This is a genomic window from Achromobacter sp. FW305-C-30-7 (assembly GCF_058783105.1).
In genome coordinates, this window is sequence record NZ_JBYSYI010000010.1 from 155,252 (window position 1) to 176,363 (window position 21,112).

Sequence of the window (21,112 nt, forward strand, 5' to 3'; positions counted from 1 at the left end):
CAAGCAGGAACCTCTTCCGACCGGAGACTTCGATGTCCAATTCCCCCCACGCCCCCGACTTGACCGCCGGCAGCGCCCCCTCTTCCATGCGCCCCGCGCTGGCCGGCCTGAACCACATGATCTCGGCCGGCCACTACCTGGCCACGCAGGCCGGCATGGACGTACTGCAGGCAGGCGGCAACGCCGTCGACGCCGGCGTGGCGGCGGGCATCGCCTTGGGCGTGGTTCAGAGCGACATCGTCAACTTCGGCGGCGTCGCGCCCATCCTGGTCTACCAGGCCAAGACCCGCAAGGTGTGGAGCATTTCCGGGTTGGGCTATTGGCCCAAGGCCGCACGCCTGGAGACCTTCCTGGAAAAACACGCCGGCACGATCCCGGCGGGCGTGCTGCGCACCGTCATTCCGGCCGCGCCCGACGCCTGGATCACCGCGCTGGAACGATTCGGCACCATGGGCTTCGGCGAGGTCGCGGCCGGCGCCATCCGGCTGGCTCGCGAGGGCTTCGTCATGTACCCGCTGATGGCCGAGGTGCTGGCCGAAAACGAAAAGAACTACGCCCGCTGGGCTTCCAGCGCCGCGATCTACCTGCCTGGCGGCAAGCCGCCAGCGGCGGGATCGATATTCCGCCAGGCCGACCTGGCGCGCAGCATCCAGTACATGGCCGACGAAGAACGCGCCCATCGCGGCGACGGCCGGCAGGCCGGCCTGGCCGCCGCCCGCCGCGCGTTCTACGAAGGCGACATCGCCGCGGCCATCGTCAAGTATCACAAGGAAGCAGGCGGGCTGATCACCCACGAGGACCTGCGCGGCTTTTCCGTCGAAGTCGATCCGGCGCTGTCCACCGACTTCCACGGCACGCAGGTGCACAGCTGCGGCTTCTGGTGCCAGGGACCCTCGCTGCTGCAAATGCTGAACATTCTTGAGCCTTGCGATTTGCGCGGCCTGGGCCACAACTCCGCCCCCTATGTGCACCTGCTGACCGAAGCCATCAAACTGGCTTTTGCCGACCGCGAGGTGCACTACGCCGATCCGCGCCATGCCCAGGTGCCGCAAGCGGCCTTGCTGTCCAAGGAATACGCGCGCGCGCGGCTGGCCATGATCGCCCGGGATCGCGCCGGTCCGGACATGCCGCCGGCGGGCGCGCTGCCCGAGGCGCGCGATATCGACCTGCGCGCCGCCGGCCCCGAAGACATGGCGCGCACGGATCCGCGCCTGGATACCTCCTACGTGGCGGTGGTGGACAGGGAAGGCAACGCCTTTTCGGCCACGCCCAGCGACGGTTCCTACAACGTCCCCGTCATCCCGGGAACCGGCATCTGCGCTTCCGGGCGCGGCAGCCAATCCTGGGCCGAGGCCGGCCACCCCTGCGCAATCGGGCCGGGCCGCCGACCGCGGCTCACGCCCAACCCCTCGCTGGCCATCCGGCCCGGCCAATACGTCATGCCTTTCGGCACGCCTGGAGGCGACGTACAGTGCCAGGCCATGCTGCAGACCTTCCTGAACATGCAGGTGTTCGGCATGGACGTGCAACAGGCGGTCGAGGCTCCGCGCTTTGCAAGCTTCAGCTTCCCCTCGTCGTTCGAACCGCACAACGCCATGCCGGGCCGGTTGATGATCGAAGACATGATCGCGCGCGGCGCGGGCGAAAAACTTGCCGAAATGGGTCATACCGTCAAATGGTGGCAAGGCCACAGCTGGCGGGCCGGCGCCGTTTGCATGGTCAGGCATGACCTGGACAGCGGCGTGCGCTGGGGCGGGGCGGACCCGCGCCGGCCGGCTTACGCGGCGGGGTGGTAAGTCGGCGCGGCGCCCCGAACGCACGACAGGGCCAGGCATGACGCCTGCTGCATCTGCCGAGCCGCCTGGGCGCAATGAGCGGGAACAGCGATTGCTGGTGAACGCCAGATACCCCACTAGATGCGCAGACCTGCAGGCGTATCTGCAACCAGTGCGCTTGCTGCGGAACATGCATATGGATCGCGAGGAACTATTGGCACAAATGATCGCCACGCCAGCGATCGACCGGGACTTCAATGACTGGCCCGAAGTATTGGCCAACTATGCCGAATGCCTGGTCGCGCTGCAGCCGAGGCTGCCGCCAGAGGAACTGGAAAGGCTGGTACGCGTCGGCGCGGATTTCTACCGCACGCTGGCGCGCGCCGAACAATACCGGCACATGTCTGTCTGGGACGAGCAGCAGCCCTAATGCTCAGCCGTACGTGTATGAGCGCCGGCGATATGCTTCCTTGACGTAGCGCTGGAGTTCGGCCTCGACCGGCGAGACCGTCGCCGCCGCTGGCTCCGCGTGAGGGTCGAGCAGGCGTCGCGCGGCTTCCAGCGTGCGCCGCGCCCTGAGTTCACCCTCGCTCAAAACCTCGATGGAAGGCGCCGTCGTATCGCGTTCGAACTTGTCCATGACGCTACTCCTGGAAGTAAGGGGATGCAGCAGTCCGCTACATCAGCAAGCGGCGTGCCTGCGGCCTGGGCAGTTCACCCCGTGAGGCGATGGCTGCCGCAAAAAAAGGGCGGCCGATAGCCGCCCTCTTCATCACTTCCGACTTACCAGTAGGGATCCTGGTTGTAGTACTTGTGCACGCTCAGCGCCCAACTTTCATCCGCCATCCTGGGCCAATCATCCTTGTCGAAACCCGGTGCGTTCTTCAACACCTCCTTGTCCACGTTCAGGATGAAGCACTTACGGTCCGTGTCCAGGGTCAATGCCGCCCATGGAATGGCAAAAAGCTTGTCGCCCATCCCCAAAATGCCGCCCCGCGACAACACCGCATAAGCGACTCGTCCGCGTGGCACATCTATCATGATGTCCTTGATGGATCCCAACCCCTCGCCCGCCGCGTTGACGACGTCGTTGCCCTCCAGGGTGTCCGCAGCCATGACTTCCGGGCCAGGCCCGGTTGCCGAGTCCTTGGGCCCGCCAACAATATTGGTTTGATGCTCCATGCGTTTCTCCTGTGCGGGGCCGATCCCCACGTTGAAATCCGATTGCGGCGACACCCTGTGCGCCGATCCGGGACAAGTACTCCAGCAAGCGCCATGCCCATCGGGCGCCGCCCCCGCCCGTATCTCCGAGGCGCCCCTTGCCGCGCGCACCGACGCTACGGTTGCGCCGATTTTGCTGCCTTGGACTGCGCACCGATGACTGCGGTCGGTACATTTTTCCCATGCACGCAGCTGCCCATCAGGCAAGTGGCAATGGGCACGGCGCTTGCGGGTTGCATCCCGCTATCCCACATAGGAGCGTATTCATGAAAATCCGAGCCCTTACCTACGCGCTGGCCCTGTCCGCCGGACTGGCTTCGGCCGGTGCGCTGGCGCAGTCCGCCATGCCCACCTCGCCCTCCAACACCCCCAACGACGGCACTGCCGTTCCCCCGAACCAGCCCGTGCCTCCCGGACAAATACCGCCCGCGCCGAATGCGACGCCCAACACGCCGACCAATCCGCCCAATATGAACAAGGGCGATCACACCAAGTCCGACAAGCACACGACCGACAAGCAGGGCCGTCACCGCGAGGCCAACGACAACGTGCCCGGCACCAAGGGCGGCGGAGCCACGCCGCCTGCGGGATATCCCAACACCGGTGGCTCCAAGTAAGTCCGCCGCTACGGCAGAACTGGCAACCGCCAAAAAGGTTGTTTAGTTTTGTGCAGTAGCGCCGGCATGTTCTTCACACTCCTTAAAAGACCTCGGAAAGATTCGTTCGACTCGATCGATACATTGCGCGGCAGCGGTCCCTGGACCCCGAAAAATCGCTGCCGCGCAAACGAGGCCACCCATGCCGGAAGTCGTTGTCTATGTCAGAAGCCAGCCTCGGCTGGGCGACCAGATCGTCGCCCTGCCGGCGCTTTATCAACTGAAAACCTGGTGGGCGTCCAGGCGGATCCGGGTGGTCGCCCGCGACGACCTGGCCGGCTTTTACCGGGGCGTGCCCTGGGTCGACGAGTTCGTGCGCGCCGCCACCTTCGGCGACTATCTGCGCACGCTAAAGAGGAACACCCCGGTCTGCGTCAGCCTGCATCACAGCAGCGAGCGCTTTGGCCTGCTCAATCTGCTGCGCCGGCCCGCCTTGCGCTTCGGCTTTCGCAACGAGCGCGTGAGCGATCTGGTCTGGACGCATTGCCACCGCAAGAACATTGCCGAATACATCGGCCTGGCCAATCTGCGCCTGCTGGCCTCCTATCGCGGGTTCGACGCCGAGCTCGCGGCGCGGCGCTGCTTCCAGGCGCTGGCGCGCCCGCATATCGATGAAGCGCCGCGCGCCGACGTGGTGCTGATACCCGGCGGCGGTTCAGGCGAGTTCAAGCGCTGGAGCCTGCTGAACTATCTGCGCCTGGCCGAGAGGCTCAAGCTGCTGCTGGGTCAGCACACCCGCTTCCTGTTCGTGCTGGGAGAACAGGAAACCGTCGAACGCGACAAACTCGAAACCTTGCGGCGCCCGGAGTTCTCGATCGCCTATTGCCGCTCCGTGCCGGAGCTCAGCGCCATCATGCTGCGCGCGCGCCTGGTCGTGGCCAACGATTGCGGCCCCTCGCATATCGCGCAAGGCGCCTGCGTGCCCTATGTCGGCGTTTTCAACGAGTCCAATCCCGAGTGGTTCTGGGACCGGCCCTACTCCGCCGCAGTCGTTCCCCGCCATCCCCGCGAAGGCATCAACGCCATCACGCCCGACGACGTGCTGGCCGCCTGCCGCAAAGTCCTGGAGCATCATGCGCATCCTGCATACGTTGGCTGAACGCAGCCTGGGCGGGCTGGAATTCCGCGTCCTCGAACAATCGGCTTGGCTGCAACGCCACGGCTACGAAGTCGCCATTGCCGCTCCCGCGGACAGCGAAATCGGGCGCGAAGCGCGGCAGCGCGGTCTGCGCGCCGTGGACATTGCCTTCGACTCCGCCTACTCGCCCGCCACCGTCCTGAAGCTGCGCCGCGCCGTCAAGGCGCTGCGCATCGACATCATCGACAGCCACAGCCGGGCGGACGGCAAGACCGCGGCGCTGTGCCGCGACCTGTGCGCGGTCGTCAGGACGCGCCATTTCGCCAAGCCCATGCGCTCCTCGCCGCGGCGCCGGCTGGAATGGAAACTCGGGTGCGACCACGTCATCGCGACCAGCCTGCTGGGCAAACAGGAAATCCTGGCCGCGCGCCTGGCCGCACCCGAACAGGTCAGCGTGGTCGGAGAATGGGCCGCCGACGAGTTCTTCCTGCCCGGCGACACGCCGCAGGCGCGCCTGCGCACCCGGCAAGCTCTGGGCATGCGCGCTCCCGACAGCGCCTGCGTCATCGCCACCATAGGCATGCTGCGCCCCGAGAAAGGCCAGTCCGACCTGCTGCGCGTGGTGCAGCGGCTGCGCGCCCAGGGCATGCCCGCCATTGCGCTGGTGGTCGGCATGCCCACGGCCAGTACCAAGCCCTATGCCTATGCATTGCATCAACTGACTGTCGACCTGGGCATATCCGAGCATGTGGTGTTCGCAGGCCATCGCAACAATGTTGCGGAAATGATCCGCGCCGCCGACGTGGTGCTGGTGCCTTCGGCCACCGAGGCCTGGTCGCGCGTCGTGCCCGAGTCCTATGCGGCGCGGCGCCCCGTGGTCGCCAGCGATGTCGGCGGGCTGCCGGAAATCGTCACACCAGGCCAGACCGGCTGGCTGGCGCCGCCGGGCGACGTCGCCGCTTACGCAAACCGCATCATGCAGATCCGCGGCAACCCCGCGCAGACTGCGGCCATGGTCGGCAACGCCCGCGCCTACGCGGATGCGAACTTCCGCTTGGCGGGCAAGATGTTCAGCACCCTGGAGGCGTACAAGCGCGCGCTGCGCCCCGGCTGACGGACGATCGTCACGGCGAAAGCGCTATCATGGTGCCCCCGATTTGTTTACCCGATTCAGTACCGTGACCAAGCCCGCCCTACTGCTCGTCCTGGCAATCGCCTTGACGGGTTGCTCCAAGCAGGAAGAAACACCCTGGGAACGGCTGCAAGCCGCCACGCCGAAACTGCAGCTGGACGCCAATACGCCCGAAGCGGCGGTGAAGTCCTGGTGGCAGGTCCGCGACGCGCACGACCGCTACACCGCCACCGCCTGCAAGGAAATGGCCGAGCTGTACCGTCCGTTCAGCGCGGCCGAAGACTCCCTGTCCACGGCGCAGCTCCAGGCGCGCCAGAACGGCGACGAAAAGTGCAGCCTCGAAACCTACGAGCGCAGCGTCGTCAATGTCGACGTCCAGTCCGACACGCGCGCCTTCGTCGTCGCCCAGATCCGCAACACCACGCCCTCCACCCCCGGCTTCCCCGTCGACAATGACGAGCGCGACCGCAAGGAACGGGGTGTGCGCATGCAGTACCTGCTGGAACGCGCCGACCAGACCCAGGGCTGGAAGATCGCCCAGGTATTTGGCCGCAACCGCTACTGCGAAGTCGCGCCGGTCAACGGCTGGTGCCCGCTGTACAACCGCACGGCGGGGTCGGCGAATAGCTACGTCTTTGAGTTCAGCCAGTAGCCGAGGCGAGGGCAAAAGCGCGATCTGCCCGCAAGTGTCAGTGCCCTCTGGTCAGGCATCCAGGATGACAGCGGGCCGTACCCGCACCGCCTTGCCCAGCGTTCGCGCGACCGGCGATGCCTGCGCGGCCCCGCGGACCAGATCCTGCTGCGCCGCCGTCAGCGCCGCCGCGAAGCGCAAGCTGACCTCGAATCCGGTTTCGTGGTCCAGGCGTTCGATGACGACATCCACCGTACTCTCGGGCAAGGCGATGCCCGCCCGCTCCGCGGCCATGTCGATGGACATGCAGACACAGGCCGCAAGCGCGCTTTCAAGCAACTCGTGCGGCCGCATGCCTGTGTTTCCTCCTTTGTCGCCCTTGCGTGTGTCCGAGAGCAGGACATTCTGCCCGTTCGTTACCTCGACACCATAAGGCTCGCCCAGCCGCTTCGCCGTCACCATGTCAGTCTCCTGTTGTGGAATGAAAGGCATGACAGGCTAAGCCCCGATTGGACGTCGAGGAAGGCCTGCGGAGGTACTGGTACCGGCAGTGACAGGGTGGGAGGTCGCATCCTCCTTCTGTCGCAGCCATTGCACGGGCGAAAGCGTGGGGCTTGTGCTGATGCGACCGGTCCGCGCCCAGGGCTCCACGCGCGCCGATTGCGGCACATAGTCGGCAACCTGAAGGCTTTTCTCCGGCAGCCCCCTACCACCCACCTACTGCACAGGCGACAGGTTCGCCGCCTTCGCCGCCGCGGCATACATCGGAATCTCCCGGGCCATGGTGTCGGCCAGAACCTGCGGCGCGCTCCCTACGGGATCGATGCCCAGTTCCAGCAAACGATTGGCCACGGCGGGCTCGCGCACGGCGAGGGATACGGTGGTCTGCAGCTTCTCGATGACGGCTGGCGGCGTCCCCGCTGGGGCGTACAGGGACGACCAGAATGACATGGCGAAGCCCGGCGCGCCGGACTCCGCGACGGTAGGCACGTCGGGCAGCAAGGTAAAGCGCTTCGCCCCCGTGACGGCCAGCGCCTTCAGTCGGCCGCTGCGGATCTGCGGCAATACGGCCGCGGTGTCGATCAGCGCAAAGTCGATCTCATTGGCCAGCAACGCAGCAACCACGGCGGAGTTCCCTTTGTAGTTGACCACCTCCGTTTCCAGGCCGACGCGCTTGGCGAAAAGTCCGGTAGCCAGCTGGAAGGAGTTGGCGCCCGAACCTGCGAACAGAGGCTTGCCGCTCTTTTTTCCCTGACCAACCAGATCGGCCACCGAGCGCGCCGAGCTGTCCGCCTTGACGGTCAGGATCATCGGAATGTCTCCGACGAGGGAGATCGGCGCGAAATCGGCGACGGGGTCGTAGTCCAAGTTGTTGTAGATGGCCGGATTGACGGTCATGCCGCTGCTTGGCCCCACCAGCAGGGTGTAGCCGTCCGGCTCGGCCCGCTTGACCGCGCCGATGGCGATAGCGCCGCTGGCGCCCGGCCGGTTCTCCACGATGAAGGGCTGGCCCAGGCGGCGTTGCAACTGCTCCGCCATCAGACGGGCCAGGATATCGTTGCCGCCACCCGGCGCGAAGCCCACGATCATGCGTACGGGCCGCGCCGGATAGTCTTGCGCCGCGGCGCCACAGGCCGACACTGCGAGCACAGCACCTGCCCACAAAGATAAAAACCGTTTCATGCCACACGCTCCATTCGTTGAACCTAGTGCGCCGTTACTGGGGAATGCACGAATGGCCCATTCTCCACCGCCTCGCTACATTGGGCACGACCCAAGGTGCCAGCCGATGCCGCTGGCAGCGACAGCACGCAACGGACCCCGGAGCCGAGATGGCACCTGAATGGCACAACTGGAGCACCCACGATCACGGCCAGCACGCCCTGGCGTTCTGGCAGGATGCGGTCTGCGCCGGTGTGCTCGATTCTGAATTCCGCGCCGAACCCGACGCCGGATTCGCGGGCACGATGTTCAGCCAGAACCGCGCGGGAGTCCGGCTCGTGAACTTCGCGAGCTCCCCGCATATGATCCGGCGCTCCCAGCGGCAGGTCAGTCGCCTCAATGGCGATCACCTCATGCTCAGCCTGCAATTGCAGGGCAGCGCCTTGATGTCCCAGGGCGACGAGCAGTTGTGCCTGCGGCCGGGAGAATTCGGGCTGCTCGACACCGGGTCCGCATTCGACATTACGTTCCCGGAAGCGACCTCGCGCCGGCTGGTCCTGTTGCCGCGCCACGCCTTGAGCGCGCGCGCCCCAGGCATGCGGCGGCTGCGCGCGCCGGCCAGCCTGCCGGCCGACATGCCATTCGCGCCCGTGCTCACCGAAGCCATGCGCCTGCTGACCGATACGGAGGTCAAGCTCCAGGACCGCACCGTCGACACGCTGCTGGATGCCGTCATCGAAATCGTCGCGCTGCAGTGCTCATCCATGGCGGACGCCGCGGCGCCCCCTTCCACCGAACTGAGCTTCGTCGGCGTGAAGCGCCACATCGATACGGCAATCGCCAACCCGGACCTGTCGCCCGCAAGGGTGGCCGCCGCCTGCCGCATATCGGTCCGCACCCTGCACCGCCTGTTCGCGCGACATGCCGCGCTGTCGTTCGAGGCCTACGTGGTGCAGGCCCGCCTGGCGCTCGCGCATGAGCTACTGGCGGCCGGCAAGACCCGCACGGTCAGCGAGGCCGCCTTCGCCTGCGGCTTCAACAATCTCTCCCACTTCACGCGACGCTTCTCTGAGCGATACGGCGAATTGCCCGTCAATCTGCTCAAACAAGGGCAGACTCGCAGCTGAATGACGCCCTGGGCGGCGTCCGCTGGCGCGCTGGGTACAGCCCCGCGCAGCTCCCGACGGCAGAATGAGCTTCATCCCGGCCCTGGCCGGCAAGCTTCCGTCGCACCATGCCCAAGACCATCACCATCCACCGCCAAGACGCGGTCCGCGCCGCCACCGAGAGTTGCGTGCATTTCGGCTTTTGCACCGCGGTCTGCCCTACCTACGTGCTCGATGGCGAAGAGCTTGATTCACCGCGCGGCCGGATCGCGCTGGCGCGCGAGATGCTGGACAGCGGCAATGCGCCCAGCCCGGCCGCCGTGCGCCATCTGGACCGCTGCCTGTCCTGTCTGTCGTGCGAAACCACTTGCGCGGCCGGCGTCTCGTATCACGCCATCATCGACGGCGCCCGCGAGCACATCGAAAAAAGCAAGGCGCGCCCGCTGACTCAGCGCTTGCTGCGCTCAGCGCTGGCCCGTGTGCTGACGACTCCCGCGCTGCTGCGTCCCGCCGCAGCCGCAGGTCGCTTGCTACGCGGCGTCACGGGCCGCCTGGGCGGGCCGCTGGGCGCTTTGGCCTCCCTCTCCAGCGCCCCCGCGCTGGCGGCGTTCGCGCCGCGGGCCGAGGCCGAACCACAGCCGCCCGCCAACGCGACGCGCCGCGTGGCGCTGCTGGACGGCTGCGCCCAGTCGGTGCTCGGCGCCGAGATCAACGCCTCGGCCAAGCGCCTGCTCACACGCGCTGGCTACGCCGTCGTCGCGGTACCCGGTGTGCAATGCTGCGGCGCACTCGAACTGCACATGGGACGACGCGAGGCCGCCACGCGGCACATGAAACAGGCCGTCCGCAGCTGGTCGGCCGCGCTGCAGGCCGGGCACATCGACGCCATCATCAGCACCACCTCAGGCTGCGGTTCCGTTATCAAACGTTATGAAGAACTGCTTTCCGACCGCCCCGAACTGTCGGCGCAAGTGCGCCTCGTGGTCGATGCCACCCAGGACATCGCGCAGATCGCCGCCGGCCTGCCGCTGACCGCCAGCGGCTCGGCGCTAGGCCTGGCCGTTTCCTATCACGACTCCTGTTCGCTCAAGCATGGCCTCAAGATCGAACGGCCGCCGCGCCGCGCACTGGGCAAGCTGGACATGGAAGTGCGCGACATCGCGGAATCGCACCTGTGCTGCGGCTCGGCAGGGACCTACAACATTCTCGAGCCGGCCATCTCGGACCGCCTGGGACAGCGCAAGGCAGGCCACGCCTCGGCTGGCCAGCCGGACGTGATCGCCGCCGGCAACATGGGATGCCTGGTGCAGATCTCGCGCTTCACGTCCGTGCCCGTGGCGCACACGGTCCAGTTGCTGGACTGGGCCACCGGCGGGCCGCCCCCGCGCGGCCTTGAAGACTTCCGGCCCAAGCCGCCACAGGCGGCGGCCAACGCTCCAACTCCGGCGGCCACGCCGGTTCCGACAACCGCCGGCAGCGGCGATCTTCTGTGGTGAAAGACGAATGCCTTCCAATGACCCTATCGTAGATTTCGCCCATGCGGCGGCGGCCGAGCTAGGCGCGGACGCCATCACGCTGGGCGACGACGTCCTCGGACGCTACGGCGAACATACGCTGCCCAGCGCCGACGTGCGCCCCGGCGCCGTCGCCTATCCCGACTCGACCGAGGCCGTGCAAACGCTGGTGCGCCTGGCCAATCGGTTCCGCGTTCAGCTCTATCCCATCAGCAATGGCCAAAACATCGGCCTGGGCACCCGCTCGCCCATCCGTCCCGGCCAGGTGGTGGTGGACCTGGGCCGGCGCATGAACCGCATCCTGGAAGTCAACGAGACGCTGGGCTATTGCGTGCTCGAACCCGGCGTGAGCTTCCGCGCCATGCACGACGAGCTGCAGCGCCGGGAAAGCAAACTGATGATCTCGCCCACCGCGGGCCCGTCGCAGGGCAGCATCCTCGCGAACGCCCTGGACAAGGGCGGCGGCAGCGGCGCCTACGCCGATCATTTCGGCATGAGCTGCGGCATGGAGGTGGTGCTCGGCAATGGCGACGTGATCCGCACCGGCGACGGCAGCCTGGCCGGGTCCTCGCATCCCAACTGGCACGTTTCCAAATACAGCTTCGGCCCGACGCTGGACGGTCTGTTCTCTCAATCCAACTTCGGCATCGTCACCCGCGTGGGCATGTGGCTCATGCCGCGGCCGCCGCATATCGAACCCTTCTTTTTCACCTTCCCCGACGACGAAGACCTGGGGGAGATCGTCGAACGCATCCGTCCGCTTAAGCTGAGCAACTTCGTGCCGACGCTGATCCGCGCCACCAATGACTTGTATCTACTGTCCTCGGCGGCCACCAACCCGGAATACACGGCCAACGGCGGCAAGCGCGCGCTGTCCGACGAGGGCCGCGCCGCGCTGCGGCGGCAGTATGACCTGGGATCCTGGACCGTATCAGGCGCCGTGTACGGCGCCAGCCGTGTCGCCGTACAGCCCCAGATCGACCGCATCGCCCAGCATTTCCTGGCCTCGGGCAAGGGACGCCAGATTCCCATGGAGGAAGCTGAGGACATCGGCCCCCTGCACATCGCCATCAACTCCAACACCGGCGTGCCGACCGACAGCGAATTGAAGATGCTGGGCTGGCGCCCGGGCGGCGGCGCGATCTGGCTGTCGGCGGGCTCCCCCGTCGCGGGCGACATCGTCAACGACTTGCAGGCGCAGGCGCGCCGCATCTGCCACGACCACGGGCTGGAATACCTGCTGTCGAACGTTTGCGGCGCGCGCTTCGCCCGCGCCATCCACGCGATCATCTACAACCGCGAAGACGCCGACGAAACCGCCCGCGCAGACGCCTGCTACCGGGCGCTGGCCCAGCTGTTCGCCGAGCGCGGGATCTTCGTAGGCCGGGCGCCGACCATGTACCACGGGTTCCATCAGGCCCAGCGCATGCCGGAGTTCGTGTCTGCCTGCGCGTCGATCAAAGCCGCGCTGGACCCGAATGGCGTCATCGCCCCGGGCAAATACGGCATCGAGTGAAGATGGACTCCCGGGGCGTGCTGCGCCCCGGGCAGCGGCGGGCAGCACGCCCCCCTTCTCTCAAACCAGGCGGGGTGGAAGTATCCCCCGCTCCATCAGCACCCCAAGCCAGTGCTTGACGCAAGCTTCGGTATCGTAGGTCTGCGTGAAGCCCGCCTGCTTGATCTTCACCGTGCTGACAAAGGCCGGAGGGGGCGGCGCTTTCAGGCCGTAGCCGAACCGGGCGTCGGCGGAAAAATGGGATTCGCCCAGGATCTGGCCCATGCTCAAGGGCCGCAAGCCAAGCCGCTTGACGATCTCGTCCCACAACGGCGCGCGGCTGGGCAGATATTCGGCCAGGCAGACGGGCTGGTCCGGACCCGCTTCGACGCACAGGAACTCCGCCAGCGACGGCCACAGATCGCGCCAACTGAAGACTTCGCCGTTGGTCAGGTTGTAGTGTTCGTTCCAGGATTGCGGGTTCTCAGCTGCCCAGACGCCCGCATCGCCGATGAGGCGCACGTCCACGGCTTCGCGTGGGTAGGAAATATGCCCCGGATAGCCGAACGGCTTGCCTTCCGCTTGGCACAGCGCCGCATAGACGCCGATCACCGGCACGGTATTCATCGCCACGCCCACGTTGGGGCCGACCACGATGGTGGGACGGAATATCGTCCAACCAAAGCCGCACTGCGCGGCCCTTTCCCGAATGTAGTCTTCCTGGAACCAGTAAGAGTTCGGATGGTCGTCCCGAGGCTGACGCTCGCGCGCCGGAATGCGGATCGGGTGCAGGTGCACGCCATAAGCCTTGGTGCCTTGCAGCACCGTGACATGGCGTAGCCCGCCGCTGCGGCTCAGCGGCTCGATCACGTGCCTGATCATGCTCAGGTTGGTGGACATCTGCTCCGCGTCCTGCCAGCCTGCAATGAGGCCGGGCTTTTCATAGACGGCCGCATAAAAGACATGCGTGACTTGCGGCAAGGACTCGAAGGCGCGGCGGCAGGCCTCCGCATCCTGCAGGTCAACCGGCAAATGGGTGAACGGCCTTTGGCTGATGATTTCCGGGGGCCGCCGGGAGACGGCGATGACTTCCCAGCCGGCGTTCAGAAACGAGTCGACGGCAGCGGAGCCGACCAAGCCGCTGGCGCCAGTGACGAGAACGGTGCGCGACATGATTCCCTCAATCCATGACCAGGTTGATCTGCTTGAACAGCTGCTGGAAGCGCACGTACTCATCCGCCATGCGCTTGCCGAATTCCTCGCGGCTGTCCGCGGTCGGAACAATGCCCAGGCCGGCGAATTTCTCTTGCGTTTCAGGGTTGCTCACCGCCTTGGCGATCTCGTCGTGAAGGCGATCCAGGATGGCCTGCGGCGTACCGGCGGGCGCCACGATGCCGTACCAGGCGACGCTTTCGGCGCCCGGCAGGCCGGCCTCGGCAACGGTGGGCACGTCCGGCAGCAGCGGCGAGCGTTTGGTGTCGGCCACGGCCAGGGCACGCAGCTGGCCGGACTTCACGAAAGACAGGATGGGCGGAACACCGCTGATGACCATCTGGGTGCGCCCGCCCAGGGTGTCGGTGATGGCGTCGCTATTGCCCTTGTAAGGCACGTGCAGGATTTCGGTCTTGGACAGATGCTGGAAAAGTTCGCCCGCGATATGGCCGCTGGTGCCGACGCCCGCCGAGGCGTAATTGACCTTGTTCGGATTGGCCTTGATGTAGGCGATCAATTCCTTCAGGTTCGTCACCGGGATCGAAGGGTTGACCAGGATGACGTTCGGGCCCGTGGCCACCAGGGCGACCGGCGCCAGGTCCTTGAGCGCGTCATAGGGCATTTTTTTGCGGGCATTGGGATTGACCGTGATCGGCCCGGCGGACGCGAAACCGATGGTGTAGCCATCCTTGGCAGACTTGGCGACAAGGTCGGTGCCCAGGTCGCCGCCGGCGCCGGGCTTGTTCTCGACGATCACCGGCTGGCCGAGCTGCTCGCTCAACGGTTTGGCAACCAGGCGCGCAATGATGTCGATGGAGCTGCCCGGGCCAAATGTGGCGATCAGGCGGATGGGGCGCGCGGGATAGGCATCGGCGGCCTGCGCGCTGGTGAAGGCGGCCAGGCTCAGGGCCAGCCCGGCAATCAATCGGAAGGAAATCATGGCGTTGTCTCCGGTGTGCGGTGATTTTTTTTGCGTGGATGGGGAGCGTGGCAGGCGAGTCAATCGCCGTGCGAGTACATCGGCTTGCCGGGATGCGGCAAGCGCGCGCGCAGAATGACGCCCTGCTCCGCTTCGGTGATGTACAAGGTGCGCATGTCCTCGCCGCCAAAGGCGACATTGGTGGTGCGCATGCCTGCGCAGGACCGTATGCGGTAGAGGGGCTCGCCCAGGGGGCTGAACAGCCATACGGTGCCTGCCTGGGCATGGACGATGGCCAGGTTGCCGGCGCTGTCTATGGCCAAGCCATCCGGCCCGGCCGTGCTGCCGGATAGCTGGATGAACCGGCTGGCCTTCTTCATCTGGCCGCCGGGCTCCAGGCGCAGCGCAAAGATCGCATTGTCATGCGTGATTGCCACATAAAGCACATTCTCGGCCTTGTTCATGACCAGGCCGTTGGGCCCGGCCAGGCCGTCCATCAAGAGGTCCACGGTCTTGCCGTCGGCGCGCAGGCGGAAGACGCGGCCGGTCGGGTTCTCCAGCGCGCTTTCGCCCTGGTCGGTGAAGTACAGGTCGCCGTTGGATGCGAAGAACAGATCGTTCAGGCCCTTCAGGCCTTCGCGCTGCACATGCTGCAGGTACGGCCGGATGCTGCGGGCTGCGGGATCCAGCAGCATGAGGCCGTGGAGGTGGTCGGCAACGAAGATGCGCCCATCGCGATGGATCTTCAAGCCGTTGGGTTCGCCTTCGTAGCTGACGACGACTTCGAAGTTGCCTGCCGGGTCCACGCGCAGGATGCGCCCGTGCGCCAGATCGACGCACCACAGATTGCCGGCGCGATCGAAGGCAGGCCCTTCCAGGAAGGAGTGCATCTTCACGTGCCGCGCCGCCAGCCAGGTCGAGGGCTGTTCGGTCAAGTGCAGGGATTCGGGCAGCCGGGCGAACACCTCGGTGCCCATGGGTTCAGCGGGAGGATACATTGCGGGTCCTTTCAGGATTGCGGTAGGCTGCCTGGAAGCTCGATTCCCAGCATCAGCGAACTGAGCGACTTGCCGTGCGGATCCAGGCGCAGCGAGCGCGTGACGCCGCCGGATAGCACGTTCGGGATGACGAAATTCAGCGCCCTCAGGCTTGCCACCTCGTAGCGCCGCACCTTCCCTGCTCCCAGGTGGGCAAAGGCCTGTTCGACGCATTCGGCGGTCAGCGCCTGGCGCAGCACGCGCCAGCCGTCGTCGTCGTAAGCAATGACGGCGATGCTCGAGGTATTGCCCTTGTCGCCGGCGCGCGCATGCGCGAGGTCGTAAACCAGAATGCTCATGCTCAAGCTCCCAAGGTAATCACTTCCGGGGTGACCCAGCCGCGCGGAATCAGCAAGGCATCCACGGCGATGACCTCCTTGGCGCCCAGGTTGACCGGGCCGCCTGCGCCATAGGGCCCCTGCATGTTCAACTGCCGCACGTGGTCGCCGAGCCGGTGGGCGCTTTTCTTGTCGGGGCAGCGCGCGGCGACCCGCAGGCGGACCTCGTAGGGCTGGCTCGCCAGGGCTTGAGCATGGTCGCCATGCAGGCTGCTGATGCCGATCAGGTCGACCTGGATCTCGCTGGCCACGCCGCCGTCGAGGCGGAACCTTTCCTTTACCGTGTCGGCCGCCAGCCGGGCCCGGGCGATGGCGTTGACGCCCGCGTAGGCGACTTCGCCCGAACCTATCCAGCCGTCGAAGTAGCCGACCACGACCTTGTAGCTGTCGGTGCGTGGCGCGGCGTGAAACCCGCGCACGGCCACCCGGTCAGCGTTCTGCTCTTCGAAATGCAGGCCTTCCAGGTTCAGTACGCAATCGGGCGTGATGTAGGCCGCCGGATCGTGAATCTCGTACAGCGCCTGCTCGGTGCAGGTCATGCGGTCGAGGCGGCCGCCCGAGCCAGCGGGCTTGCCTATGTAGAGCTCGCCGTCGCCGTACAGATCGGCATAGGGGTAGGCCAGCTCGGCCAATCTTGGAACGTCTTTCTTGCCGGGGTCGGCGAAGTAACCGCCCGTGATCTGGGCGGAGCACTCCAGCAGGTGGCCCATGATGGTGCCGGCCGCCAACCTGGGCAGGTCGTCATAGCCCCAGCCGTGATGATGCAGCGCCACGCCCAGAAACAGCGAAGGATCGGCCACCCGGCCTGTCATCACCACGTGGGCGCCGGTGGCCAGCGCATCGCGCACGACATCGGCGCCCAAATAAGCGTTCGCGGAGGCCAACCGGGGCAGGATCGATTCCAGCGGCAGGTCGCGATCCATCAGGCGCAGCTCGGGATGCCGGCGCACCCGGTCGGTCACATCGTCGCCGACGACGGCGGCGCATTTCAGCTCATGCCATCCCAAGTCGCGGCCGATGTCGAGTGCCGCCTGGGCGGCGCCGGCCGGATTGGCCGCGCCCATGTTGGACACCAGCCGCACGCCTTTCTCCCGACAGGCGGGCAGAAAGGCGCGCATGCGCTCCTGCAGCATCGGGTTATAGCCGTGAGCCCCGTCGTGCTTGCGCGACAGCGTTTCGCGCGCGATCGTCCGCTCGGCCAGGCACTCGCACACCAGGTAGTCGATATCGCAGTCTTCCAGCAATGGCATGGCGGGGCCGATGCGGTCATCGGCCATGCCGGCGCCGACGCCGATGCGCAGCCGCTTGCGCGGGTCATTCATGTCTGTCTCCGTCCGTGTTTACGGTTCGGACCAGTATCGTGCGACTTTCCTGATCTGGAAATTGATATATTTATATCTTGGTAATAACTCAAACGCATCACGCAAGCGAATGACCCTGACCATTTCCGAATTGGAGGCCGTGCTGCTGGTGGCCGAGACGCTCAACTTCCGCATGGCCGCGGAACGCGCGCACATCTCCCAGCCCGCGCTCAGCCGGCGGGTGCAGGCCGCCGAGCAAAAACTCGACGCCAGGCTCTTCGACCGCGACAAGCACGGCGTCGCGCTTACCGCCGCCGGCGCGGAACTGGTGCCGATTGCGATGCGTATGCTGTCGGAGTTCCGCGATTCCCTCAGCGATCTGTCGGAGTTCATTGCGGGCCGTCGCGGCAGCATCAATGTCTGGGCCCTGCCCTCGGTCGCCTCCGCCCTGCTGCCGGCGGCAGCGCGCGCCTTCCAGAAATCGCATCCGCAGGTGCGGCTGAACATCCACGCGGTCTCTGCGCGCCAGATCACGCAGGCCGTCTCGGAAGGCAACGCCGACATCGGCATATCCATCGAAATTCCGGACCAGCCGGCTAGCGTGACCTTCTCTGCGCTGCTGCAAGAGAAATTCGTCCTGATCTGCCCCATCGACGATCCGCTGGCGCGCAAAAAGCGCGTGGACTGGAGTGTTTTCGCCGACCGTCCCTATATCGCGAGCGGTCCAGCCAGCAGCATCCGCCAGGTTACCGACCGGATTCTTGCCGCCTCGGGACGGATGCCGGAGATGAACTACGTGTCGGACAATATTTCGGTGGTGGGCGCGATGGTGGCCGCCGGAGTCGGCATCGCGGCGGTCCCGCAGTTGGCTCTGCGTTTGATGGACGCCACGCGCCTGTGCAGCTTGGCGCTGCATTCGCCCAGCGCCACGCGGGAAATCGGCATATTGCTCAAGAAGCAGCGCTCCTTGTCGGCGGCAGCGCTGCATTTCCTGGATACCTTGCGGCAGACAGACCCGGCCTAGGGTCGCGCGAGAGGCAAGGCCGATCGCAACCGCAGGAGCTTTATCAGTTGTTGAAGCAGCGGCTGCAATAGGAGGTAGTCGGACGTAGCGCACTCTCACCACCGGCTCAGGCTCTTCCCGCTTGAGTTCTGTTTAGAACAATTAGGCAGAATTTTTGAACTTTTAGGCAGAATTCCGATTTAAAGAAGTGATTCACTCACGGTTCAGGCAAGCTTTCTCCGGCCATGCCCGCCCTCCAAGGATTCCTCCATGACCCAACTTCAAATCAACGGCCAGGCTAAGGATATCGACGTCCCGGGCGAAACGCCCCTGCTCTGGACTTTACGGGATGAACTCGGCATGACCGGCACCAAGTTCGGGTGCGGCATGGCATTGTGCGGCGCCTGTACCGTGCACATGGACGGCGCGCCGATCCGGTCCTGTATCACCCCGCTCTCCGCCGTGGCTGGCCACAGCATCACGACCATCGAAGGGATAGAGGCGGATGCGGTCGGCCGGGCCGTGCAGCAAGCCTGGATAGAACAGAACGTTGCCCAATGCGGCTACTGCCAGGCGGGCCAGATCATGACCGCGGTAAGCCTGCTCAAGGCCTCGGCGCAGCCGACGGATCAAGACATCGAGGACGCCATGAGCGGCAATATCTGCCGTTGCGGCACCTACCCTCGCATCCGCGCAGCCATCCAGCAGGCTGCCAAGCTCCTGGCCCAGGGAGGCAAGCAATGACGCACACCGCTCAACTTTCCCGGCGCGGCTTTCTGCAGGGCGCCTTGGGCGCGTTCACCCTGACGGTCACGGCCAAAGGTTTGATCACGACAGCCTGGGCCGCCGAGCCCTCCGCCCAGAAGTACGGCGCTGACAGCATGCCCGGCGGCACCGTCGACGATCCGCTGGTTTTCGTCAGCATCGCCGCGGATGGCACCGTCACCATCATCGCGCACCGCGCCGAAATGGGCACGGGCGTGCGCACCAGCCTGCCCATGGTGGTGGCCGACGAAATGGAAGCGCGCTGGGAGCGCGTGAAAGTCATACAGGCGCAGGCCGATGAAGCGCGCTATGGCAACCAGAACGTGGATGGTTCGCGCAGCGTGCGCCACTTCCTGATGCCCATGCGGCGCGTCGGCGCGGCCGCCCGCCAGATGCTCGAAGCCGCGGCGGCGGCGCGCTGGTCCGTTCCGCTGGCCGAGGTCAAGGCGGTGCAACATGAGGTGCTGCATCAGCCATCCGGCCGCCGTTTGACTTATGGCGAGCTGGCGGCCGATGCGGCCAAACAGCCGGTCCCCACGGGCGACGCGCTCAAGCTCAAGGATCGGAAAGAGTTCCGCTACATCGGGAAGGACCAGGTGCGCCTGGTGGACCTGGAGGCCATCGGCAAGGGCCAGGCCAGCTACGGCATGGATATGCGGCTGCCTGGCATGGTCTATGCCGTCGTCGCGCGCCCACCCGTCGTCGGCGGCAAGCTGCGCCGTCTCGACAGCGCCAAGGCGCTGGCCGTGCCCGGAGTGCTGAAGGTGGTAGAGATTCCGCCGATGCAAGGGGCTCCCGCATTCCAGCCCCTGGGCGGCGTCGCGGTCGTCGCGCGCAACACCTGGGCGGCCCGCCAGGGCCGCGACGCGCTGGAAATCGAATGGGACGATGGCCCCAACGGCAGCTATGACTCAAGCGCCTACCGCCAGACGCTGGAATTGGCGGCGCGCAAGCCCGGCAAGACGATGCGCAGCCAGGGCGATGCCGCGCAGGCCTGGGCCAAGGCGCCCGAAGCCGAGCGCGTCGCCGCGGAGTACTACGTTCCCCATCTGGCCCATGCCTCGATGGAACCGCCGGCCGCCACCGTCCGGATCAAGGATGGCCGCGCCGAGGTCTGGACGTCGGTCCAGAACCCCATCGCCGCACGCGATGCCGTCGCCGCCCGGCTGAAACTGGAGCCCGCCAAGGTCACGGTCAATGTCTTGCTGCTGGGCGGCGGGTTCGGCCGCAAGTCCAAGCCCGATTTCGTGGACGAGGCCGCCATCGTCGCCCGTGCCATGCCCGAAGGCACGCCAGTCAAGCTGGTGTGGACTCGCGAGGACGACATTCATCATGACTATCTGCATACCGTGTCGGTCGAACGCCTGGAGGCCGTCCTGGACCAGAACGGCCAAGTCCAGTCCTGGCTGCACCGCAGCGCCGCCCCCACCATCGCCTCTCTCTTCGCGGAAGGCGCCAAGGGCCAGCAGCTGTTCGAATCGGCCATGTCGGCCATCAACATGCCGTACCGCATTCCCAACGTCCGGGTGGAAACGGCCGAAGTGGAGGCCCATGCCCGCATCGGCTGGTTCCGCTCGGTAGCCAACATTCCGCATGCCTACGCGGCCCAGTGCTTCATTGCCGAATTGGCCCACCACGCGGGCAAGGACCCCAAGGATTTCGCGCTCGACCTCATCGGCCCGGCGCGCAGGATCGACCCGGGCACGATGGCCGACACCTGGAATTACTCGGAATCCCCCGAGCGCTACCCCTATGACACGGGCCGCCTGCGCGGCGTGATCGAAGCGGCTTGCCAAGGCGCGGAATGGGGCAGAACCCTGCCCCAGGGCCATGGCCTCGGGCTGGCATTCTGCTACAGCTTCATGAGCTACACCGCCACCGTGGTCGAAGTGGCCGTGGATGCAAGGGGCGAGGTGCGCGTGGTGGCCGTGGACATGGCGATGGACTGCGGCCCGCAAATCAACCCAGAACGCATCCGCGCGCAGATGGAAGGCGGCGCCATCATGGGCCTGGGGCTTGCCCTTGCCAGCGAGATTACGTTCGAGCAGGGCCGCGTGAAGCAGAGCAACTTCCACGACTATGAAGTGCTGCGCCACAATGCTTCGCCGCGCGTGATCCGCACGCATCTGGTCAACGACGATCACGCCCTGCCTCCGGGCGGCGTGGGCGAGCCCCCGGTGCCACCCGTGGCGCCCGCGCTGTGCAACGCCATCTTTGCGGCCACCGGCAAACGGATCCGCAGCCTGCCGGTGCGCAGGGTAGCCTAG

At 66.2% G+C, this 21,112-nt stretch carries 21 protein-coding genes; 12 read left to right on the forward strand and 9 right to left on the reverse strand.

Going from position 1 to position 21,112, the window contains the following annotated elements; all coding sequences use genetic code 11:
- Nucleotides 1-32 precede the first annotated feature (32 nt).
- Both AC3WOB_RS26625 and AC3WOB_RS26630 read left to right on the forward strand, forming a co-directional pair.
- Entirely contained in the window at nucleotides 33-1,796 is a 1,764-nt protein-coding gene (locus tag AC3WOB_RS26625) for a gamma-glutamyltransferase family protein (protein WP_492276683.1), read from the forward strand.
- A 175-nt stretch (nucleotides 1,797-1,971) separates the two neighbouring features.
- Nucleotides 1,972-2,205, forward strand: coding sequence for a hypothetical protein (locus tag AC3WOB_RS26630; RefSeq protein ID WP_013395318.1), 234 nt, complete (start codon nucleotides 1,972-1,974; stop codon nucleotides 2,203-2,205).
- A 3-nt stretch (nucleotides 2,206-2,208) separates the two neighbouring features.
- Here the strand turns inward: AC3WOB_RS26630 and AC3WOB_RS26635 are convergent, their stop codons facing one another.
- Both AC3WOB_RS26635 and AC3WOB_RS26640 read right to left on the reverse strand, forming a co-directional pair.
- Nucleotides 2,209-2,415 (reverse strand): hypothetical protein, encoded by a 207-nt coding sequence (locus AC3WOB_RS26635; protein WP_492276684.1) that lies wholly within the window; start codon nucleotides 2,413-2,415, stop codon nucleotides 2,209-2,211.
- A gap of 143 nt (nucleotides 2,416-2,558) precedes the next feature.
- Entirely contained in the window at nucleotides 2,559-2,957 is a 399-nt protein-coding gene (locus tag AC3WOB_RS26640; RefSeq protein WP_013395320.1) for a PRC-barrel domain-containing protein, read from the reverse strand.
- Between the two features lie 305 nt (nucleotides 2,958-3,262).
- Between AC3WOB_RS26640 and AC3WOB_RS26645 the strand changes: the two genes are divergently transcribed.
- The 4 genes from AC3WOB_RS26645 (at nucleotide 3,263) to AC3WOB_RS26660 (ending at nucleotide 6,514) form a co-directional block, all read left to right on the forward strand.
- Nucleotides 3,263-3,613, forward strand: a complete 351-nt coding sequence (locus tag AC3WOB_RS26645; RefSeq protein ID WP_013395321.1) for a hypothetical protein — start codon at nucleotides 3,263-3,265, stop codon at nucleotides 3,611-3,613.
- Between the two features lie 181 nt (nucleotides 3,614-3,794).
- A complete protein-coding gene (locus AC3WOB_RS26650) occupies nucleotides 3,795-4,751 on the forward strand; it encodes a glycosyltransferase family 9 protein (RefSeq protein ID WP_013395322.1) in 957 nt (318 codons plus the stop codon).
- Nucleotides 4,726-5,844, forward strand: coding sequence for a glycosyltransferase family 4 protein (locus tag AC3WOB_RS26655; RefSeq protein ID WP_492276685.1), 1,119 nt, complete (start codon nucleotides 4,726-4,728; stop codon nucleotides 5,842-5,844). Before AC3WOB_RS26650 ends, AC3WOB_RS26655 begins: the two co-directional genes overlap by 26 nt.
- Before the next feature lie 64 nt (nucleotides 5,845-5,908).
- On the forward strand, nucleotides 5,909-6,514 hold the full coding sequence (locus AC3WOB_RS26660) for a hypothetical protein (protein WP_492276686.1): 606 nt from the start codon (nucleotides 5,909-5,911) through the stop codon (nucleotides 6,512-6,514).
- 51 nt (nucleotides 6,515-6,565) lie between these two features.
- On the opposite strand, the gene AC3WOB_RS26665 is transcribed toward AC3WOB_RS26660, so the two are convergent.
- Nucleotides 6,566-6,955 carry an OsmC family protein gene (locus AC3WOB_RS26665; protein WP_492276687.1) on the reverse strand — a complete coding sequence of 130 codons (390 nt, stop codon included), beginning with the start codon at nucleotides 6,953-6,955 and terminating at the stop codon, nucleotides 6,566-6,568.
- 255 nt (nucleotides 6,956-7,210) lie between these two features.
- Nucleotides 7,211-8,176: a Bug family tripartite tricarboxylate transporter substrate binding protein gene (locus AC3WOB_RS26670; RefSeq protein ID WP_013395326.1), complete on the reverse strand. Its 966-nt coding sequence runs from the start codon at nucleotides 8,174-8,176 to the stop codon at nucleotides 7,211-7,213.
- Between the two features lie 149 nt (nucleotides 8,177-8,325).
- Between AC3WOB_RS26670 and AC3WOB_RS26675 the strand changes: the two genes are divergently transcribed.
- The 3 genes from AC3WOB_RS26675 (at nucleotide 8,326) to AC3WOB_RS26685 (ending at nucleotide 12,291) form a co-directional block, all read left to right on the forward strand.
- Entirely contained in the window at nucleotides 8,326-9,282 is a 957-nt protein-coding gene (locus AC3WOB_RS26675) for a helix-turn-helix domain-containing protein (RefSeq protein ID WP_492276688.1), read from the forward strand.
- 107 nt (nucleotides 9,283-9,389) lie between these two features.
- Nucleotides 9,390-10,757, forward strand: a complete 1,368-nt coding sequence (gene glcF, locus AC3WOB_RS26680) for a glycolate oxidase subunit GlcF (protein ID WP_492276689.1) — start codon at nucleotides 9,390-9,392, stop codon at nucleotides 10,755-10,757.
- A 7-nt stretch (nucleotides 10,758-10,764) separates the two neighbouring features.
- Nucleotides 10,765-12,291, forward strand: coding sequence for an FAD-binding oxidoreductase (locus AC3WOB_RS26685; protein ID WP_492276690.1), 1,527 nt, complete (start codon nucleotides 10,765-10,767; stop codon nucleotides 12,289-12,291).
- Between the two features lie 60 nt (nucleotides 12,292-12,351).
- Here the strand turns inward: AC3WOB_RS26685 and AC3WOB_RS26690 are convergent, their stop codons facing one another.
- Genes AC3WOB_RS26690 through AC3WOB_RS26710 form a run of 5 tightly spaced genes read right to left on the reverse strand, consistent with a single transcriptional unit; the run spans nucleotide 12,352 to nucleotide 17,098 of the window.
- The gene (locus AC3WOB_RS26690; RefSeq protein ID WP_492276691.1) at nucleotides 12,352-13,443 is read right to left on the reverse strand and encodes an SDR family oxidoreductase; all 1,092 of its coding nucleotides are present in this window, start codon (nucleotides 13,441-13,443) and stop codon (nucleotides 12,352-12,354) included.
- 7 nt (nucleotides 13,444-13,450) lie between these two features.
- Nucleotides 13,451-14,422 (reverse strand): Bug family tripartite tricarboxylate transporter substrate binding protein, encoded by a 972-nt coding sequence (locus tag AC3WOB_RS26695; RefSeq protein WP_492276692.1) that lies wholly within the window; start codon nucleotides 14,420-14,422, stop codon nucleotides 13,451-13,453.
- A 59-nt stretch (nucleotides 14,423-14,481) separates the two neighbouring features.
- Nucleotides 14,482-15,399 (reverse strand): SMP-30/gluconolactonase/LRE family protein, encoded by a 918-nt coding sequence (locus tag AC3WOB_RS26700; protein WP_492276693.1) that lies wholly within the window; start codon nucleotides 15,397-15,399, stop codon nucleotides 14,482-14,484.
- An 11-nt stretch (nucleotides 15,400-15,410) separates the two neighbouring features.
- Nucleotides 15,411-15,737 (reverse strand): AtuA-related protein, encoded by a 327-nt coding sequence (locus tag AC3WOB_RS26705; RefSeq protein ID WP_492276694.1) that lies wholly within the window; start codon nucleotides 15,735-15,737, stop codon nucleotides 15,411-15,413.
- A 2-nt stretch (nucleotides 15,738-15,739) separates the two neighbouring features.
- Entirely contained in the window at nucleotides 15,740-17,098 is a 1,359-nt protein-coding gene (locus AC3WOB_RS26710; protein ID WP_492276695.1) for an acyclic terpene utilization AtuA family protein, read from the reverse strand.
- Here AC3WOB_RS26710 and AC3WOB_RS26715 point away from each other — a divergent pair.
- The 3 genes from AC3WOB_RS26715 to AC3WOB_RS26725 all read left to right on the forward strand — a co-directional run bounded on the left by AC3WOB_RS26715 (nucleotide 17,070) and on the right by AC3WOB_RS26725 (nucleotide 21,112).
- Nucleotides 17,070-18,101 (forward strand): LysR family transcriptional regulator, encoded by a 1,032-nt coding sequence (locus AC3WOB_RS26715; RefSeq protein WP_492276696.1) that lies wholly within the window; start codon nucleotides 17,070-17,072, stop codon nucleotides 18,099-18,101. The genes AC3WOB_RS26710 and AC3WOB_RS26715 overlap by 29 nt on opposite strands.
- Before the next feature lie 249 nt (nucleotides 18,102-18,350).
- Entirely contained in the window at nucleotides 18,351-18,824 is a 474-nt protein-coding gene (locus AC3WOB_RS26720) for a (2Fe-2S)-binding protein (protein WP_013395336.1), read from the forward strand.
- Nucleotides 18,821-21,112, forward strand: a complete 2,292-nt coding sequence (locus tag AC3WOB_RS26725; RefSeq protein ID WP_492276697.1) for a xanthine dehydrogenase family protein molybdopterin-binding subunit — start codon at nucleotides 18,821-18,823, stop codon at nucleotides 21,110-21,112. Before AC3WOB_RS26720 ends, AC3WOB_RS26725 begins: the two co-directional genes overlap by 4 nt.

Coding starts and splice junctions, on each gene's coding strand:
- AC3WOB_RS26625 (WP_492276683.1), top strand. CDS start 33: ATGTCCAATTCCCCCCACGCCCCCGACTTGACCGCCGGCAGCGCCCCC.
- AC3WOB_RS26630 (WP_013395318.1), top strand. CDS start 1,972: ATGGATCGCGAGGAACTATTGGCACAAATGATCGCCACGCCAGCGATC.
- AC3WOB_RS26635 (WP_492276684.1), bottom strand. CDS start 2,415: ATGGACAAGTTCGAACGCGATACGACGGCGCCTTCCATCGAGGTTTTG.
- AC3WOB_RS26640 (WP_013395320.1), bottom strand. CDS start 2,957: ATGGAGCATCAAACCAATATTGTTGGCGGGCCCAAGGACTCGGCAACC.
- AC3WOB_RS26645 (WP_013395321.1), top strand. CDS start 3,263: ATGAAAATCCGAGCCCTTACCTACGCGCTGGCCCTGTCCGCCGGACTG.
- AC3WOB_RS26650 (WP_013395322.1), top strand. CDS start 3,795: ATGCCGGAAGTCGTTGTCTATGTCAGAAGCCAGCCTCGGCTGGGCGAC.
- AC3WOB_RS26655 (WP_492276685.1), top strand. CDS start 4,726: ATGCGCATCCTGCATACGTTGGCTGAACGCAGCCTGGGCGGGCTGGAA.
- AC3WOB_RS26665 (WP_492276687.1), bottom strand. CDS start 6,955: ATGGTGACGGCGAAGCGGCTGGGCGAGCCTTATGGTGTCGAGGTAACG.
- AC3WOB_RS26670 (WP_013395326.1), bottom strand. CDS start 8,176: ATGAAACGGTTTTTATCTTTGTGGGCAGGTGCTGTGCTCGCAGTGTCG.
- AC3WOB_RS26675 (WP_492276688.1), top strand. CDS start 8,326: ATGGCACCTGAATGGCACAACTGGAGCACCCACGATCACGGCCAGCAC.
- glcF (WP_492276689.1), top strand. CDS start 9,390: ATGCCCAAGACCATCACCATCCACCGCCAAGACGCGGTCCGCGCCGCC.
- AC3WOB_RS26685 (WP_492276690.1), top strand. CDS start 10,765: ATGCCTTCCAATGACCCTATCGTAGATTTCGCCCATGCGGCGGCGGCC.
- AC3WOB_RS26690 (WP_492276691.1), bottom strand. CDS start 13,443: ATGTCGCGCACCGTTCTCGTCACTGGCGCCAGCGGCTTGGTCGGCTCC.
- AC3WOB_RS26695 (WP_492276692.1), bottom strand. CDS start 14,422: ATGATTTCCTTCCGATTGATTGCCGGGCTGGCCCTGAGCCTGGCCGCC.
- AC3WOB_RS26700 (WP_492276693.1), bottom strand. CDS start 15,399: ATGTATCCTCCCGCTGAACCCATGGGCACCGAGGTGTTCGCCCGGCTG.
- AC3WOB_RS26705 (WP_492276694.1), bottom strand. CDS start 15,737: ATGAGCATTCTGGTTTACGACCTCGCGCATGCGCGCGCCGGCGACAAG.
- AC3WOB_RS26715 (WP_492276696.1), top strand. CDS start 17,070: ATGCGCAGCCGCTTGCGCGGGTCATTCATGTCTGTCTCCGTCCGTGTT.
- AC3WOB_RS26710 (WP_492276695.1), bottom strand. CDS start 17,098: ATGAATGACCCGCGCAAGCGGCTGCGCATCGGCGTCGGCGCCGGCATG.
- AC3WOB_RS26720 (WP_013395336.1), top strand. CDS start 18,351: ATGACCCAACTTCAAATCAACGGCCAGGCTAAGGATATCGACGTCCCG.
- AC3WOB_RS26725 (WP_492276697.1), top strand. CDS start 18,821: ATGACGCACACCGCTCAACTTTCCCGGCGCGGCTTTCTGCAGGGCGCC.